Origin of the sequence: Longitalea arenae, assembly GCF_016924755.1 — a bacterium.
In the GTDB taxonomy this organism is placed as follows: domain Bacteria; phylum Bacteroidota; class Bacteroidia; order Chitinophagales; family Chitinophagaceae; genus Niastella; species Niastella arenae.
This window is the reverse complement of sequence record NZ_JAFFJX010000004.1, coordinates 150,573-167,790: the sequence shown is the minus strand read 5'-3', so window position 1 is coordinate 167,790 and position 17,218 is coordinate 150,573. Positions and strand designations below refer to the sequence as shown.

Here is a 17,218-nt window from a genome sequence, read left to right as displayed (position 1 = left end):
TCAGATGACCTTTGCTGCCCAGAAACAATCCGTTACAGCTCAACAAACCACCATTAACAAAAAACGTGTCCGCTCGCAAATACTTCCCTCTTTCAGTAAGATCCCATTGGCTACAAAACCATTTTTTAAACAGTGGTACATTCATACCGTTGACGTTACCAAGATCATGCGGTTAAATCATGCCGATGCGCGGCAGTTGTTACAGAACCTGCGTCAATTTTACAGTAAAACAAAGCGGGACCCTATTACCGTGGATGAATTCTGTGCGTTTACCGGTATCAGTAAAAGCTATGTGCGCATGCACCTTGTCTCAAGGGTGATGGAGCATGACCTGAAGCGGCACTGTGAATCGGTGGCAGTTTACTGGTGAATGGTCAATGGTGAATGGCAGGGCTGGGTGATCAATTGAATAACGATTGTGATTCTCTGTTCTGAAGGGCTGTTTCCCATTCGAGCAGCATATCGAGTGTTGTTTCTATATTGATGATCAGCTTTTCGGTGCAGGTGATCAGTGTGTCGAGGTAATAAGCTACGTGCGACATGACCTGAACCCGGCTTTTGTTTTCTTCCTGCTCAGTTTCTTTCTGCAACAGAATATGAAAATACTGGTAGTACTCACCGATCTGATACATAAAATCTTCAATGATGCGGTGCATGGTAGCTATTTCTTCACTGTCAACCGACTGGTTAACGGCAAAGCTGTTCTCATTGGAATAACAGGCATTCAGGTTGCCCATTAATAATTCCTGGCCGTTGAGATCGTATTCATTCACCAGCTCAAGGAAAGAGCCGATTAATTCAATAAGGTGTTTGTAATAGTGGGCAGTGAAGGGTTCCGCATTGGCATGGGCCGTTAATTCCTCATAGGTTTTTTCAATGAAAGCGGAAAGCCGTACAGTATCCTGCGTGTCTTTTTGCGTAAGCTTGGTAAAGAGGCGGTAAATGATGGCATTATCAAACAACTGTTCATTCAGTGACTGCCCAAGGGCGTTCAATGCAGCTTCCTTCATCCGGCCGTAGTTGCTGATGACGATATGCTGGAAGGGTTTTTCTTCTGCGAAAAAGGAAACGGGTTGTTCCTGTCTGAATTGTTTGGTGAAGCTGCTGTTGAAAGGATAGCTGGACATAACAGTGATTTAATAGTGAAGGAAATTGAAAACCACATCACAATAATACAACCTCCAGAGAGCGGTTTGCAAGCATATTGACCTGTAATCCATCTTGTTACTGGTTAATATACCAGCCACTAATCATTATTATGTATGACGTAGGGGCAATAGCTAGGTTTAATGAGGTTTAATGGTGGGTATCACTTACATAATAACGGCGATGCACGAAAAGTTATTGGGCCCGCATCGCCAAAAATGTGTTAGCTGATTGATTTATAGCAAAAGATACCCAGTTTCCTTATTGCGGCAATCACCATTAATCGGTGACCACCGTCATTGTTAAAATTTAAGTGGGATAATATATTTGATAAAAGCAGCAGATTAAGGGGTTATACTCCGGAAGATGGATTGCTAAAACTTAATTAAAAGTATAGCCATGAAAATAACTACCAGCCAAACACCGCCCCGACAAACGTTCCGCGATATAGCCCATTTGCATATAAGCAGCCCTGAATTTCTTTCAAACGAGTTGATTCCTTCCCGTTTTACCTGTGACGGCGCTAATGTGAACCCGCCGCTGGAGATCCACGACATTCCATCGGGCGCCAAAAGCCTGGCCCTGATCATGGATGATCCCGATGCGCCTATAAGGCCCTGGGTGCACTGGCTGGCCTGGAATATTCCCGTGAGCTCGCACATAAAAGAGAACACCTGCTTTAAAGAGATGGGCGTCAATGATTTCCGGCAGAATAAATATGGCGGTCCCTGCCCGCCTTACGGCGTTCACCGCTACTATTTCAAAGTATATGCACTGGATACCCAATTGAAGTTGCCCCACGAATGCAGCAGGAATGAGTTGGAAAGAGCTATGAACGGACATGTGCTGGCTTATGGGGAATTGGTTGGTCGGTATATGAGGAGATAAATTTTGTTGTTTGTGGTTTGTTGTTTGTTGTTTGTGGTTTGTGGTTCCTGCGGCAACGCGTAACCGGCAACCGGCAACTGGTAACCGGCAACCGCTAACTGGCAACCGGTAACTGGCAACCGGCAACCGGTAACCGGCAACCGGCAACTATAAACTCCGCTTTACCGTAATAACTACTGCCTTCGATACCGGCGTATTGCTTTTCTTCGCCACATTGTTTACCGGCACCAGCACATTGGTTTCCGGAAAATAAGTTGCCGTGCATCGTACCGGGATGGGATAGGGTACCACCAGGAATTTATGGGCTACCCGTTCAACACCGTCAGTATGATTATAGATATCCACCACATCGCCGGCTTCCAGGTTTCGCTGTTCCATATCCTGCTGGTTCATGAGTATTACCCGCCGTTCATTATAAATGCCCCGGTAGCGGTCGTTCAACCCATAAATGGTTGTATTGAACTGGTCATGACTGCGAATGGTCATCATAAGCAGTTCATCGCCGGCTAATTGAATGGTAGTTATGGGCGCAATATTGAAATGCGCTTTTTTTGATGCGGTATTGAAAGAACCTTCGCGGTTACAATTGGGTAAATAAAAACCGCCCGGCTGCCGAACCCTTTTATTGTAATCGGAAAAACCGGGGATCGTGCGTTCGATATCGTTGCGTATAAGATCGTAATGCTGCAGGTATTTATCCCAGTCGATCGTACTGCGTTCACCTAAAGTAGCCTTGGCCAGCCGGCATACGATCACCGGCTCACTCAACAACTGGTCGCTCACCGGCGCCAATACCCCTTTTGACAATTGTATAACGCCCATGGAATTTTCGCACGACACAAACTGTTCTTCCCCGTTCAGCAGGTCTTTATCGCTGCGGCCCAGGGTAGGTAATATCAGCGCTTCACGCCCATGTACCAGGTGACTTCGGTTAAGCTTTGTAGATACGTGTACCGTAAGCGCGCATTTGCGCAGGGCCGCGGCCGTATAATTGGTGTCGGGTGTTGCAGATAAAAAATTTCCCCCCATGGCAATAAATACCGAGGCTTTACCGCCAAACATGGCTTTAATGGCTTCTACCACATCGTAGCCATGGTGCTGTGGTGGTTTGAATTGAAAATTCCGGGCAATGGCATCGAGTAATGGCTGACCCGGTTTCTCATAAATGCCCATGGTGCGGTCGCCCTGCACATTGCTGTGCCCGCGTACCGGGCAGGTTCCTGCACCGGCTTTGCCGATACTGCCTTTGAGCAATAACAGGTTTACAATTTCTTTAATGGTATCTACTGCATTGGTATGTTGGGTGAGGCCCATGGCCCAGCAGGCGATGATCTTTGTTTTGTACTTCAGCAGCCCAGCTACTTCCTGCAATTGCGGCACGGATATACCGCATACCTGTGATAAGTGTTCCAGCTTTTGTGCCTGCAGGTCATTGATAAAGGCTTCATAGCCTTCGGTGTTTTGCTCAATAAAGCTGCGGTCGAAGACGCGGCCGGGTTCCTGTTCTTCGTATTGCCATAACAGGTATTCAATGGCTTTCAACAGGGTCATATCGCCATTGATGGTGACGGGCAGAAAAATATCCGTTAGCGGAGTAGCTACACCCAGTAAACCCTTCAGCTGTTGGGGATTATTGAAGCGCATTAACCCGGTCTCGGGCAGCGGGTTCACCGCAATGATGCGGGCTCCGTTGGCTTTGGCCTTTTGTAAGGCCGTTAACATCCGGGGGTGATTGGTGCCGGGGTTTTGTCCGAGTATGATGATCACTTCGGCTTCATAAAAATCTTCCAGTTTCACCGAGCCCTTGCCAATGCCCAAGGATTCGCCCAGGGCCACGCCGCTGCTTTCGTGGCACATATTGCTGCAGTCGGGCAGGTTGTTGGTGCCATAGGCCCGCACGAATAGCTGGTATAGAAAAGCCGCTTCGTTACTGGTGCGGCCCGAGGTATAAAAAATGGCTTCGTCGGGCGTGTTGAGCTTATTTAACGCGGTAGCGATCTTCCGGAAAGCTTCGTCCCAGGAGATCGGTTCATAATGTGTACCGCCTGCTGGCAGGAACATGGGCTGCGCAATACGGCCTTTGCGGCCAATTTCATAATCGCTGAGGGCGGCTAATTCGGATACACTGTTCTGTGCAAAGAATTCAGGTGTTAATTTCTTCAGGGTTGCTTCTTCGGCAATGGCTTTTGCACCATTCTCGCAATATTCACCCAGGGCTGAGCGCTCATCATCGGGGTCGGGCCAGGCGCAGCCCGGACAATCATACCCGTCTTTTTTATTCAGGTGGGCAAGGGCTTTCCAACCGCGGCTGATACCGGCTTCACCAACCACCTGCTTAATGGTTTCTGCGATCGCCGGCAGTCCGGCCGCTGATTTTTGTACAGGGCCCAGCGATAAGCCAGTGAACTGTTCAGGGTTTTCTGCGCCGGGAATATGTTCGGTTGAGTCGCTCATGGTATGATTTGTTAGTTCACAGTTCTTAGTTCAGAGTTCTTAGTTGGCGGTTGGCATTAGCAGTTCTTAGTTCAGAGTTCTTAGTTGGCGGTTGGCATTAGCAGTTCTTAGTTCAGAGTTCTTAGTTGGCGGTTGGCAACATATCCAATGCTGGGTTCGGTTATTAATTTAAACCATGAATGTCGAACCACAAACCACAAACCACAAACCACAAACTACAAACTATATATTGATCCGCTGTTCCCCGGTATAGATATTGAACCTGTCCTGCCGGAGAAAGCCGATCAGGGTAACATCATGTTCTTTGGCAAGTGCTGCGGCCAGGCTTGAGGGAGCACCTACGGCAGCAATCACCTGAATGCCGGCCATCACCGCTTTCTGGATCAGTTCGAAACCGGCCCGCCCGCTCAATAGCAAAATATGTTGCTGTAATGGCAGTTGGCGGTTTTGAAAGGCCGCCCCGATCACTTTATCAACCGCATTGTGCCGGCCTACATCTTCGCGCAGCAGGCTGCAGGTACCTTCAGTGTCGAACAGGGCAGCAGCGTGCAGTCCACCCGTAGTCTCAAATACCACCTGTTTTTGCTGCAGGCTTTGCTGCATTCCGTAAAATAAGCCGGCAGGCAAAACCAGTCCATCGGGCTCCTGGCTGAAGGGCGGTTTCGTTTTAATAGCATCGATACCGGTTTTGCCACAAACGCCGCAGCTGGAGCTGGTAAAAAAGTTGCGTTCAGCCTGTTGCAATTGGGGCAGCGCGCCCGGCGCCAGTGTAACCAGTATCCTGGTGGGCTGGGCAAGAATATGTTTTATTTGGTCGATATGTTGCAGAATGCCTTCGGTGAACAGGAAACCGGTGGCCAGGTCGGCATCATGGCCGGGCGTGCGCATGGTAACGGAAATGGTTTTTTGTTCATAGCCGCTTGCATCCTGCCAGCCCAGCTGAATTTCGAGTGGTTCTTCCACGGCCAGTTCATCATCAACCTCCGTTTGTTTTCCGGCATTGATCTTTTTAATTTTAATATGGGCCGTTGATCGCATACAACAAAGTTAGTGAAAAGGGAGAAGGGGTTAGCCAATGGGCAGGGAGGCGGATGTTACAGGTTACAGGTTGCAGGTTGCAGGGCTTGTCCCGGTCAGCGTGGTTGCAGGGAGTAACCAATGGGCAATATGCAATTGGCAATGGGCAAATGTTACAAGTTGCAGGTTACAGGGCTTGTTCCGTTCGGCGTGGTTGTTAGGAGTAACGAATAGGCGATGGGCTAGGAGGGGGGTGTTACAGGTTGCAGGTTGCAAGTTGCAGGGCTTGTTCCGTTCGGCGTGGTTGTTAGGAGTAACGAATAGGCGATGGGCTAGGAGGGGGGTGTTACAGGTTGCAGGTTGCAAGTTGCAGGGCTTGTACCGGTCAGCGGGGTTGCAGCGCTCAGCGCGGTTGCAGGCTGCCACTGAGAACTGTGAACGGTCAACTTTGAACTTTGAACTGTGAACTGCCAACTGCCAACTGAGAACTGTGAACTGCTAACTTTAGGAGAGCGCGGGCAAAAAATAATTAAGTGTGATTTTGACAGATATGTTGTTTTATCTTAGTTTCACAGTTCCGGCCAGGCCGGCTAACTTATACTTTTAAATAACGATCACCATGCTGCCATGTATAGTCCTTTCTATAAACCATCAATTCTTTATACATTCATTAATTATTCAACTTAAAGCTCTTTCATGAAACGCTTTGCTTTGCTTTTAACCTGTACAACGCTGATCGCTTTTAACATGCTTGCCCAAAACAACCTGACCTTTAATGTAAGCGCTGCAAAAACTACTATCAGCCGCCAGATCTATGGCCATTTTGCTGAACATCTAGGCCATTGTATCTACGGCGGTTTCTATGTAGGGGAGGGAAACACGAAGATCCCCAACAGCAACGGGGTGCGTACTGATATAGTTGACGCGCTCAAAAAATTAAAGATCGCCAACCTGCGCTGGCCCGGTGGCTGTTTTGCCGATACCTATCACTGGAAAGATGGTATCGGTCCTAAAGACAAAAGGCCCAGCATGGTAAATACCTGGTGGGGCGGCGTTACCGAAGACAACAGTTTCGGCACACATGATTTTTTAAATATGTGCGAACTAATAGGTACGCAGCCTTACCTCGCCGGTAATGTAGGCAGTGGTACCGTGCAGGAACTCATCGACTGGGTTCAGTATGTGAACTTCGACGGCAAAAGTCCTATGTCGGACCTGCGCCGGCAAAATGGCCGCGAGAAACCCTGGAACGTTACCTATTGGGGCGTTGGTAATGAAGCTTGGGGCTGCGGCGGTAATATGACCCCCGAATATTATGCAGATGTTTACCGCAAATACGCCACCTTCATGACCGGCTGGTCGAACGAGACCAAAATTTTCCGCATTGCTTCCGGCGCCAATTCAAAAGATTATAACTGGACAGAAGTACTGATGAAAAAGATCCCGCATAATATGCTGGGTGGTTTGGCCCTGCATCATTACTCGGTCATTGAATGGAATAAAAAAGGCCCGGCCGTTGATTTTACCGAACAGCAATATTTTCAAACCATGAAATCGGCGCTCTTCATGGATTCACTGGTGATAAAACATTCGGCCATCATGGATAAATACGATCCGCAGAAGCGTGTAGCCCTGGTAGTGGACGAATGGGGTGGCTGGTACGATGTGGAAGCAGGTACGAACCCCGGTTTCCTGTATCAGCAAAACACCATGCGCGATGCCATGATCGCCGGTGCCACCCTGAATATTTTCCATAATCATTGCGATCGGGTTCGTATGGCCAACCTGGCCCAAACCGTGAATGTGCTGCAGGCTGTTATTTTAACCAAGGAAGAAAAAATGATCCTCACGCCAACTTATCACGTGATGGAAATGTATAATGTACATCAGGACGCCAAACTGATCCCCTTAAAGATCAAAAGCAACGATTATAAGCTCGGCAATGAAAAATTACCAGCCCTGTCTGCATCTGCTTCCCTGGATTCCAACGGCGCCATGCATATTTCGCTGGTGAATATCGATCCTAAAGCCACGCAGGATCTTGCGATCAACCTCGAAGGAGGAAATTACAAAACAGTAAGCGGCCGTATTCTTACATCCGCCAAATTACAGGACCATAATACCTTTGAGGAGCCTGCTAAGATCAAACCGGCCGCATTCCAGGGCGCTACCTTGAAAGGTAAAAGCCTGAATGTAAAAATGCCGCCTTTTTCTGTAGTGGTACTGGAGTTAAAATAGTGTACCGGTGATAGGGAAAATATCAGATATTTGACAAATTTTCAAAGAACCCGATTGTAAACTTAATAACGGATCTCCCATGAATAGATTGATTTGCCATGTCGCCATGCTAACGCTGGTCACAAGCTTAGCATCATGCGGTGGCGAAAACAACCAACCTTCAACAGAAAATAACCAGGAAATGATCAAAGCAGGTGTAACAACAAAAGACTGGGGTGAAACTGACGGCAAAAAAGTACAGTTATTCACCCTTACGAATAAAAACGGCCAAACGGTAAGCATCACCAACTACGGCGGTATTGTTACTTCATGGATCACGCCTGATAAAAATGGCAACAAGTCAAGCGTGGTGATCGGAATGGAAAGTTTGGATGAGTACCTGAAAAAGCCGCCTTATTTCGGCGCTATTATCGGCCGTTATGGCAACCGTATCGGCGATGCCAAATTCACACTCAATGGCAAGACCTATACACTGGCTGCGAATAACGGAAAGAACAATCTGCATGGTGGTAATAAAGGTTTCGATAAAGTGGTGTGGGATGCAACACCCGCTGCCGACAGTACGCCTTCACTGACCTTAACTTACCTGAGCAAAGATGGGGAGGAAGGTTTTCCCGGTAACCTGAAAGTAACGGTTGTGTATACCTTAACGGATGAGAATGTACTGAATATCGATTATTCCGCAGAAACCGACAAAGCCACACCTGTTAATTTAACGAACCACAGTTACTTCAATCTCACGGGCAGCACGGAGAATACCATTTTGAATCACACCTTGCAGATCAATGCCGATCATTATACCCCGGTAGATACTACGTTGATCCCAACGGGTGAGATCAAGCCGGTAAAGGGTACACCTTTCGATTTTACCAAGGCAGAGACCATTGGCGCCCGCATCGACGCCGTGCCCGGTGGTTATGACCATAATTTTGTATTGAATCGTAAGGACAGCTCGCTGCAACTGGTGGCTACCCTGGCCGACAGTGTCAGCGGCCGTAAGCTCGAAGTGTTTACTACAGAACCCGGTCTCCAGTTCTACAGCGGCAATTTCCTCGATGGTACTTTTGCGAGTGGTGGTAAACCGGTAAAATTGCGCACCGCATTGTGCCTGGAAACCCAGCACTTTCCCGATTCACCCAATAAACCCAAGTTCCCTTCAACTATTTTACAACCCGGACAAAAATACCATACTGTAACCCAGTATAAAGTGTCGGTACAATAGAAACGTATCAGATATTTATCAACCCCGTCCCGCCAGGCAGGACGGGGTTTCTTTTTTACAATAAAACTGGTGGTAAGGATGCTCTTTTTACGTATTATTCAACACAACATAAGAAACTGTCATTGAAAAAGTATAACACAGCAGCATGACAAGAACGCCCCCTTTTAAGATCGGATTGTTTGGTATTGGATTGGATACCTACTGGCCCCAGTTTGCAGGTTTGAAAAAAAGACTGGAAGTTTACCTGCAGCAGGTGCATACACAAATTGCCACGCTGCATCCCAACATCGTAAATGCCGGTCTGGTAGACACTGCAGATAAAGCCTTCGAAGCCGGCTACCGGTTTCGTATTGAAGGCGTAAACATTATTTTTCTGTATGTAACAACCTATGCCCTTTCGTCAACCGTATTGCCGGTGGTGCAACAGGCGAAAGTGCCGGTGATCGTACTGAATTTATCACCTGAAGCGGCCATCGATTATACAAGCTTCAACCGGATGAACGACCGTACGCGCATGACGGGTGAATGGCTGGCTTATTGTTCGGCCTGCCCGGTACCGGAGATCGCGAATGTGTTCCTCCGTACCGGGATACAGTTTTACCAGGTAACCGGCATGTTGAATAAAGATCCGGAATGCTGGAAGGAGATCCTCGAATGGGTGGAAGCCGCTAAAGTGGCCCACACCATGGCGTTTAACCGCCTGGGTTGTATGGGACATTACTACAGCGGCATGCTCGATATTTATACTGACCTTACCCAGCAATACCGCTTCTTCGGCGGTCATATTGAATTGATAGAAGTAGACGAGCTGGCGGCCTTGCGGCGGGAAGTAGCAGCGGAAGCCATCGAAAAGCGGGTGGCTTTATTCAAGTCCACTTTTGATGTGCAGGCAGATTGTTCTACGGAAGAATTGATACGCGCCGCGCGTACCTCCGTAGCGCTGGATAAATTGGTTGCTTTATATCAGCTTGGTTCCATGGCCTATTATTACAAAGGAACCGGCAATGCCGAGAATGAAGATACCATCAGCTCGATTATTCTCGGTAATTCATTACTTACGGCCAACAATGTTCCTGTGGCCGGGGAATATGAGATCAAAAATGCGCAGGCGATGAAGATCATGGATAGTTTTGGGGCCGGCGGCTCCTTTACGGAATACTATGCCATGGACTTTAATGAAGATGTGGTGTTGATGGGTCATGATGGTCCGGGCCATATTGCCATTGCAGAAGGAAAGACCAAAGTGCGTCCCTTGTATGTGTACCACGGTAAAGTGGGCAGGGGACTATCTGTAGAAATGTCGGTGAAGAACGGGCCGGTTACCTTGTTGTCGGTAGTGCAGCAGGGCGATGGAAAGCTCATGCTCTTAACTGCTGAAGGCGCTTCTGTTCCCGGACCCATACTGGAAATAGGCAATACCAATAGCCGTTATAAGTTTTCCATTGGCGCCCGCCGATTTGTAAATGACTGGAACAGTTATGGCCCCGCTCACCACTGTGCAGTTGGGGTGGGGCACATAGTCTCGAAGATAAAAAAGTTAGGGCTGTTATTGGGTATGGAGGTTGTGCAGGTGTGTTAGGATTTTGAGATTTCTGATTTCTTGATTTCAGGATTTAAAATCTCAAAATCAGAAATCCCGAAATCAGAAATCCCGAAATGAGAAATCTCGAAATCAGAAATCTCAAAATCAGAAATTTATTTTATCGCCACGATCTCCCAACCCACTGGCTTTTTAATAAGATGGATGCCCAGATCATGTTCATACCTGATCATTTCCAGTTCGAACACTTCATTGCCAAAGCGCAGGTTCGAGATCCTGATCTGTTTAATATAATCAGGTAACATGGGTTTGTACAATGTAAGCTTCTTGTTATACGCGTCGAAAGTGACCCGTAAACAACCCTGAATCAGGAGGAATACTGCGGCTACCGACCAGGCCTGGGGTGAACAGGCAACGGGGTAGGCGGTCGGTGATTCTCCGCGCCGCAATGGAAAGCCACAGAACAATTCGGGTAATCGCTGCTGTTCTATAAAAAGTGAAGCATCGAATAATCCCTGCATCAACCGCAATGATTGCTGCATCATTCCGTACCGGGCAAAGCCATACGCCGCAAGCGCCGTATCATGTGGCCATACCGATCCATTGTGATAGGACATGGGATTATACCTGGCTGCGCGCGAAGAAAGGGTACGAATGCCCCAGCCGGTGAACATATCTTCATTCATCAGTACATTCACCGTGCGCACGGCTCTTTCAGGGGTGGCAATACCGGAATATAAAAGATGCCCAACATTTGAGGATACAACCCGGCAGGGCTTTTTATCACCATCCAGCGCCAGGATATACGTGCCTAATTCCTCATCCCAGAACACCTCATTGAAACGTTGTTTCAGTTCCTCTGCTTCTTTTTTCAATTGATCTGCCATTTCGATATGGCCCAGGCGGGCAGCAATATAAGCCGCCTGTTTTTTGGCATCGTATACATACCCCTGCACTTCGCATAATGCTATGGGAAAGGAGGCCAGTTCACCATTCTCATGCGAAATGGAATCATGTGAATCTTTCCAGCCCTGGTTGGCCAAACCGCTCTCTGCCTTTCGCTCGTATTCTACAAAACCGTCGCCATCCATATCGCCGTACACTTTGATCCAGGTTAGTGCCTGTAAAATATTATCCCAGATCTCGCGTATGGTCACCAGGTCATCGGTACGTTTGAGATAATGCCCCGCGAGCACGATGAATAAAGGCGTGGTATCAATGCTGCCATAATATAATTTAAAAGGAATTTCACCCGTCTCGGCCATTTCACCTGTCCGGATCTCATGTAAGATCTTACCCGGTTCGGCATCTTGTAATGGCAATACTTCTTTGGCCTGCCTTTTAGCCTGGTATAATAAAACGCCTTTGGCAATATCGGGTGCTACCCATAATGTTTCCAGGGCGGTAAATGTGCCATCGCGGCCAAACACGGTGTTATACCAGGGCACACCTGCATAAGGATAACTTCCATACGGCGTTTGCACCAGTAATGACAGCAGATCATTCTTCGAGCGGTTGATCCAGTTATTGAACTGCTCGTTATCGGTAAAGATATCGGCGATCAGTTCTTTGCTTTTTTCCATGCCCGTTCTGATCTTATTGAATGCAGCCGAATAAGAGTCGAACTGAATGCGAGTGGTATGTACTGAAAAAACGGAAGTGCAGTTGATGCTGTAGGTTTCCTGGGGACCCAGCTTTATTTTATAATAGACCCTGTTCTCCTTTATAACGGCAGGCGCCGGATCAAAATGCAGGTTGGTTTGCCGTTCCACATTGTCGAGCCCTTTATAAGAAAGTAAGACATGGTTTTTGGCCGATACCACCGGGATCTGTACAGAACCTCTTTGTTTCCGGGTGATGCCCCTTACTTCAAAAATATCACGGAAATCGGCATCAAAGCTGATGGCGAGTTCCGTTTCATGGGTGTCTGAACCATAATTATGCAGTGTGATCAGTTCATGGCAGGCGCCGTCCTGCAGAAATTTACTGCGGGAAATATGTAAAGTGCCTTTGGGAATGACCATGTTCTGCTCGTCGTTGATATCGGGATTGGTAAGATCAACCGACATCATTTCATTCTCGTTCTTGATATTGGAGCTAAGCAACATGGGCCGGTAATGGTTCAGCTCCAGTTCCATATCGCTGAGGAACCGCGTGCCCTGGTGATAAATACCCTGCACACAGGTACCAAATTGTTTGATATCCCCCCAGCGGTCAAAAATGCCGAAAGTATCGCCGTAATTCAGTGTAAGCACACGATCATCTGCATACGAAGAAGAGGCCAGTATGTAGTATTTATCATCATGCAGCTTCACCAGGGTGTCGTGCTTTTTCATGATCCAGTGTTTTGTGTCCGGTTATTATTTTCTATACGCTGGCGTTAAGGAATACGTAAGTTTGGGTTGTTTGAATACCATTTTTTCGTATAAGCGAACATAGTTTTCAGCCATTACAAGATCGCTGAACCTTTTTTCAAAGGTCTCACGGCAGGCGGAGCGGCTGATCAAATGAATATTTTTCAAGGCTTCAGCGGCTTTATCAATATCGTTCACGATGAATCCCGTTTTGCCATGTTCAATGACCTCAGGAACAGAACCATGGTTATAAGCAATGACAGGCGTGCCGCAGGCCATAGCTTCTATAAGCACCATGCCAAATGGTTCGGGCCAGTCGATCGGGAACAGCAATGCTTTGGCGTTTGCCAGCAATGGACCTTTTTCTTCTTCTCCGATCTCCTGCAGGTATTCTACATGCGGTTGATCGAGCAGGTGGCGGATCTCTTTTTCAAAATAACTTTGATCGGCCTTATCAACCTTAGCTGCGATCTTGATCTTCATATTGGCCTTACGTGCAATTTCAATAGCGCGGTCGGCCCTTTTTTCCGGGGAGAACCGGCCGAGGAACACCACATAATCACCTTCCCCCTTACCGAAATTATAGAGGTCGAGTGGTAAACCATGATAAACAGTGCCCACCCAATTGGCCATGGGTAATGGCCGCCTTTGTGCATTGGAGATAGAGATCACCGGGGCATCATTGAACTTTTTGTACAATGGTTTTAATTCCGGAATATCCAATCTGCCATGCAGGGTGGTAAGCGATCGGGTATCACAGAACCGCATCACCGGAAAATGCAGGTAATCGGTGTGAAAATGCAGCAGGTCAAATTCATGCGCGCGATCCATTACTTCCTGTATTTGCAGGATATGACCCGCTACCTGGTCTACAGAGTTACTCAGGCGTAATGCAGTGGGAGTAACAGAGACCAGTTTAGCTTTCGTTATGGAATCGCCTGAAGCAAATAATGTTACATCATGACCTAATTTTACCAGTGCATTGGTGAGGTAAGCAACTACCCGTTCAGTACCGCCATATAATTTTGGCGGAACAGATTCGATCAGCGGAGCAATTTGTGCAATTTTCAACATAGCCAATAATTTCTGATTTTTAATTCAATTAAAATTATACGGCGATGGATGCATAGGGGCATGCTGAAATGTGGTTGGGGAAAAATCGCATCAGGGGGGCATATATTGGATATTATAAAGCATAGGTACGCGCCTGATTTTATATATTAACTCTTTCTGAATGAAAGGTATTTATATTAAAATTCCACCGAGCAATACGCAATTCGGATGCCAGGGGAAGCAATTGGCTGATGTGCCGATTTTCTAATGTGCTGATGTGCTAATATGCTGATGTGCTAATGAAATACATGCCTTAATGATATAGAGAAACTAATACTTTCTCAACGCTATTAACTATCTGAACTTTATTAAGCTCTTATCAACGCTGTCAAATTGTCAACTAATTAACTCCCTTCCTGAACTCACCTGGTGTTACACCTGTTTTTTCTTTAAATAGCTTGGAGAAATAAAAATTCGATTCGAAGTTGAGCTCGAAGGCGATCTCTTTTACCGATTTGGTAGTAGTGGTAAGCAGCTCTTTTGCTTTATGTATTTTTAATTGGATCTGGAACTGCCCTGGTGCAAGACCGGTATATTCTTTGAATATTTTTCTGAAGCGCGAATAACTGATCTGCAGCTCATGCGCTACATCAACCGGCGAATAGTTCTGATCGATATTCGACCGGAACAATAAGCGCGCTTTATCAACGATCGCTTCTACATCCTGTCCGGAAAATTTTTCCTGTTGTGATAAGGAATATATATTGCCAAGCAGGTGTAACACCGTTCCTGCAATAAGTGGTTGGTAACCGGCTTTTTCTTCCCGGGTTGTATGTATGATCTCCTGGAACAGGTGCACCAGTGATTCGTGGTAACCTACCGGTATAACAGGATGGTGTGGCGTAAAGAATTTTTTATGCAGCAGGTTTTCTACAATGGGGCCATTACATCCAACCCAGTATTCATCCCAGCCTGTTCTTTCATCGGGTTTATAACGATGCCTTTCCTCGGGAAACAGTAAGATAACAGAGCCGGCTGTAATTGTTTGCGGGCCGCTGCTTTTCGATTCAAAAATACCGCCGCCCTGGGTGATATAAATCACCTGGAATTCGTGTAAGACCCTTCCTTTTTCCCAGTTAAAATAATGGTGCGCAGGATGTGTGGCGTAGGGATAGCTGCTTCCTGCAACAATATGTGTGCAGCCAGTATTCAAAACACTTAATCCCCAGCTTTCATCCTCTTCACTTACCGGCAGGTATTTATAATAATTGACCATTTTGTTGCTTTAATATCAAAAAGTACAACGCAAATATCAAATCAGGTAAATAGCCGGCACAATAATAAGAATAATTTTATCGGGCACATTGGTTATTTATCGGTTCAACAGCAATAAAACGATTGTAAACCATCTGATATGAACCTGAACACACCTGATAGCCATTTGATCGAACTATGGCGTACCGGTAATGAAAATGCATACCGTATATTATTTGATCGTTATTTTTTTAAACTGTACAGTTACACCCTGAAGCTGATCCCTGACAGCAGCGCATCGGAAGAGATAGTGATGGACGTTATGCTGGCTGTTTGGCAAAAGCGCGACCGCCTGAACAGCAATCTCTCTTTATCAGCCTACTTGTATAAATCGGTTAAGAACCGCCTGATCGATCATTTGCGCAAACAGAACCTGCGTACGGTTTCACTGGACCAAACAGCCGTGGAGCCACCTTCTTATTTCATTACCGACAGCCGCATCCTGCACAAAGAACTGGAGTCTTTATATAGAAATTCGCTTGACCGCTTACCGCCGCAAAAAAAACGCATCTTTACCATGAGCAGGGAAGAGGGAAGCTCTTACAAGGAGATTGCAGACAGATTGCAATTGTCAAAAAACACGGTGGAGAACCATATGGTGGCCGCGTTGAGGTTGATGAAAGAAAGAATGTCCATGTGCTGATGTGCTAATGTGATGATGTGCTAATGTCGATGTGCTAATATGCTGATGTGCTGATGTGCTGATGTCGATGTGCTAATGTGCTGATGTGCTAATGTGCTGATGTGCTAATGTCGATGTGCTAATGTCAAAGTGCTGATTTGCTAATTCATCTGTATTGGTTTTTAATTAGCACATTAGCTAATTAGCACATCAGCTAATTGTGTTTTCATTAGCACATTAGAAAATTAGCTATTTGTGTTTTCACTAGCAAATTAGCACATTAGCACATCAGCTAATTAACAATAGTGACCTCAATCCCCCTGCTTTCAAACTGGGCTACAAAATGTTCGGAGATGCCGCTGTCGGTAATGATCTGATCAACTTCTTCCAGTCCGCATATGCGGCCAAAACCACGTTTGCCGAATTTTGTGGAATCCGAGAGCACGATCACTTTTTGGGATACATCGATCATTTGCCGGTTCAGATGCGCTTCCATTACACTGGTTGTGGTAAGGCCAAACTCGAGGTCAATACCATCCACACCCAGGAATAATTTGCTGCAGAAGAAATCGGTCAGGATCTTTTGCGCATAAGGTCCGGTCACCGAAGAAGAACTTTTTCGCAGGATGCCTCCCAGTTGCATGATCTCGATATCAGGATGTTTATTCAATTCCTGCGCTACGGGCAGCGAGGCGGTAATGACGGTAACATTTTGTTTGGCCGGAAAATTCTTGGCCAGGGCCAGTACAGTGGTGCCCGAAGCAATAATAATGGAATCGTTATCCCTGATCAGCTGCGCTGCGGTAAAACCGATCTTCATTTTTTCTGCTGATTGCAATTTCTCCTTTTCATTGACCGGCCGGTCAATCGTGTAAGGGTTGTTCAGCGTAGCCCCGCCATGCGTCCGGAACAGCAGGTTTTTATCCTCCAGCAGTTTCAGATCCTTTCGGATGGTTACGGAAGAAACATCGAGCTCCTTACAAAGCTCCAGTACGTTCACGAAACTTTCCTTACTCAGTTTGTTCAGTATAAATTGGTGGCGTTCAGTTTGTGAGATCATAATTGATGTACCAAATTAAATGAAAATTGTGAGATGCTTGTACATGTACGGTAGTTTAAACTTCTTTGATTGCCAGGGAACTTACTGTACAGCTTCACACCTTGGCCGGGTCTACTTCAGGTCATCTCCGGTAATGTTCCGTACTTATTCCGTATATATCCCGTGCATGTATGAGACATCCGGGAATAAACCAGTTGAAAAGAACAATAGATTACCGGATCTGATTCGATGCAGTCCAGCCTCAGGTGCGATACCTGGATATTAAATGGGTGCACTCTAGTACCGGCCATTCACACCAAACGTCTTTATT

13 protein-coding genes are annotated in these 17,218 nt (G+C 46.6%); 6 read left to right on the top strand and 7 right to left on the bottom strand.

Translation table 11 applies throughout. The features are described 5' to 3' along the window. Nucleotides 1-4: 4 nt before the first annotated feature. Nucleotides 5-370, top strand: coding sequence for a hypothetical protein (locus JT717_RS11385; protein WP_205510594.1), 366 nt, complete (start codon nucleotides 5-7; stop codon nucleotides 368-370). A gap of 31 nt (nucleotides 371-401) precedes the next feature. Here the strand turns inward: JT717_RS11385 and JT717_RS11380 are convergent, their stop codons facing one another. Next, nucleotides 402-1,127: a hypothetical protein gene (locus tag JT717_RS11380; RefSeq protein ID WP_205510593.1), complete on the bottom strand. Its 726-nt coding sequence runs from the start codon at nucleotides 1,125-1,127 to the stop codon at nucleotides 402-404. A 418-nt stretch (nucleotides 1,128-1,545) separates the two neighbouring features. On the opposite strand from JT717_RS11380, the gene JT717_RS11375 reads away from it, so the two are divergent. Next, complete coding sequence (locus JT717_RS11375; RefSeq protein WP_205510592.1) at nucleotides 1,546-2,034, top strand: YbhB/YbcL family Raf kinase inhibitor-like protein; 489 nt, start codon at nucleotides 1,546-1,548, stop codon at nucleotides 2,032-2,034. A gap of 147 nt (nucleotides 2,035-2,181) precedes the next feature. Here JT717_RS11375 and JT717_RS11370 read toward each other — a convergent pair whose 3' ends face one another. Together JT717_RS11370 and fdhD are read right to left on the bottom strand one after the other, a co-directional pair. Then, complete coding sequence (locus JT717_RS11370) at nucleotides 2,182-4,488, bottom strand: FdhF/YdeP family oxidoreductase (protein ID WP_205510591.1); 2,307 nt, start codon at nucleotides 4,486-4,488, stop codon at nucleotides 2,182-2,184. 222 nt (nucleotides 4,489-4,710) lie between these two features. Then, nucleotides 4,711-5,526: a formate dehydrogenase accessory sulfurtransferase FdhD gene (fdhD, locus tag JT717_RS11365; RefSeq protein WP_205510590.1), complete on the bottom strand. Its 816-nt coding sequence runs from the start codon at nucleotides 5,524-5,526 to the stop codon at nucleotides 4,711-4,713. Nucleotides 5,527-6,201: 675 nt separating this feature from the next. Here fdhD and JT717_RS11360 point away from each other — a divergent pair. From JT717_RS11360 to JT717_RS11350, 3 genes are all read left to right on the top strand, one after another. Further along, entirely contained in the window at nucleotides 6,202-7,743 is a 1,542-nt protein-coding gene (locus JT717_RS11360) for an alpha-N-arabinofuranosidase (RefSeq protein ID WP_205510589.1), read from the top strand. A 79-nt stretch (nucleotides 7,744-7,822) separates the two neighbouring features. Next, a complete protein-coding gene (locus JT717_RS11355; RefSeq protein WP_205510588.1) occupies nucleotides 7,823-8,965 on the top strand; it encodes an aldose epimerase family protein in 1,143 nt (380 codons plus the stop codon). Nucleotides 8,966-9,110: 145 nt separating this feature from the next. Continuing rightward, on the top strand, nucleotides 9,111-10,544 hold the full coding sequence (locus JT717_RS11350) for an arabinose isomerase (RefSeq protein ID WP_205510587.1): 1,434 nt from the start codon (nucleotides 9,111-9,113) through the stop codon (nucleotides 10,542-10,544). 116 nt (nucleotides 10,545-10,660) lie between these two features. On the opposite strand, the gene JT717_RS11345 is transcribed toward JT717_RS11350, so the two are convergent. The 3 genes from JT717_RS11345 to JT717_RS11335 all read right to left on the bottom strand — a co-directional run bounded on the left by JT717_RS11345 (nucleotide 10,661) and on the right by JT717_RS11335 (nucleotide 15,188). Then, the gene (locus tag JT717_RS11345; protein ID WP_205510586.1) at nucleotides 10,661-12,841 is read right to left on the bottom strand and encodes an amylo-alpha-1,6-glucosidase; all 2,181 of its coding nucleotides are present in this window, start codon (nucleotides 12,839-12,841) and stop codon (nucleotides 10,661-10,663) included. Between the two features lie 24 nt (nucleotides 12,842-12,865). Continuing rightward, on the bottom strand, nucleotides 12,866-13,933 hold the full coding sequence (locus JT717_RS11340) for a glycosyltransferase family 4 protein (RefSeq protein WP_240348022.1): 1,068 nt from the start codon (nucleotides 13,931-13,933) through the stop codon (nucleotides 12,866-12,868). A 379-nt stretch (nucleotides 13,934-14,312) separates the two neighbouring features. After that, on the bottom strand, nucleotides 14,313-15,188 hold the full coding sequence (locus tag JT717_RS11335) for a helix-turn-helix domain-containing protein (protein ID WP_205510584.1): 876 nt from the start codon (nucleotides 15,186-15,188) through the stop codon (nucleotides 14,313-14,315). Between the two features lie 138 nt (nucleotides 15,189-15,326). Between JT717_RS11335 and JT717_RS11330 the strand changes: the two genes are divergently transcribed. Then, nucleotides 15,327-15,869, top strand: a complete 543-nt coding sequence (locus tag JT717_RS11330; protein WP_205510583.1) for an RNA polymerase sigma-70 factor — start codon at nucleotides 15,327-15,329, stop codon at nucleotides 15,867-15,869. A 271-nt stretch (nucleotides 15,870-16,140) separates the two neighbouring features. Here JT717_RS11330 and JT717_RS11325 read toward each other — a convergent pair whose 3' ends face one another. Beyond that, complete coding sequence (locus JT717_RS11325; protein ID WP_205510582.1) at nucleotides 16,141-16,908, bottom strand: DeoR/GlpR family DNA-binding transcription regulator; 768 nt, start codon at nucleotides 16,906-16,908, stop codon at nucleotides 16,141-16,143. Nucleotides 16,909-17,218 lie beyond the last annotated feature (310 nt).